1 rRNA gene is annotated in these 312 nt (G+C 49.7%); it reads left to right on the top strand.

What is annotated here, in order from left to right:
• Positions 1-206 precede the first annotated feature (206 nt).
• Positions 207-312: ribosomal RNA gene (rrf, locus tag KW840_RS28345) — 5S ribosomal RNA — on the top strand; the annotation flags it as partial.

A 312-nucleotide genomic window follows, 5' to 3' on the forward strand; every position in this document is an offset into this window, starting at 1 on the left:
TGTGAGGCGTTGAGCTAACCAATACTAATTGCCCGTGAGGCTTGACCATATAACACCCAAGCAATTTGACTACTCGAAAGAGCATCAGATTGCGGTGTGTGAAGACGAAACGAACCGAAAGTTCGACGCTCACAAAACACCGATTTTTATCACATACCCAATTTGCTGAAGCGAGGCCGACCGGTCACGACTCAGTACCCGAATTTCTTGACGACCATAGAGCGTTGGAACCACCTGATCCCATCCCGAACTCAGCAGTGAAACGATGCATCGCCGATGGTAGTGTGGGGTTTCCCCATGTGAGAGTAGGTC

Origin of the sequence: Pseudomonas sp. PDM30, assembly GCF_019218985.1 — a bacterium.
Lineage (GTDB): Bacteria > Pseudomonadota > Gammaproteobacteria > Pseudomonadales > Pseudomonadaceae > Aquipseudomonas > Aquipseudomonas jessenii.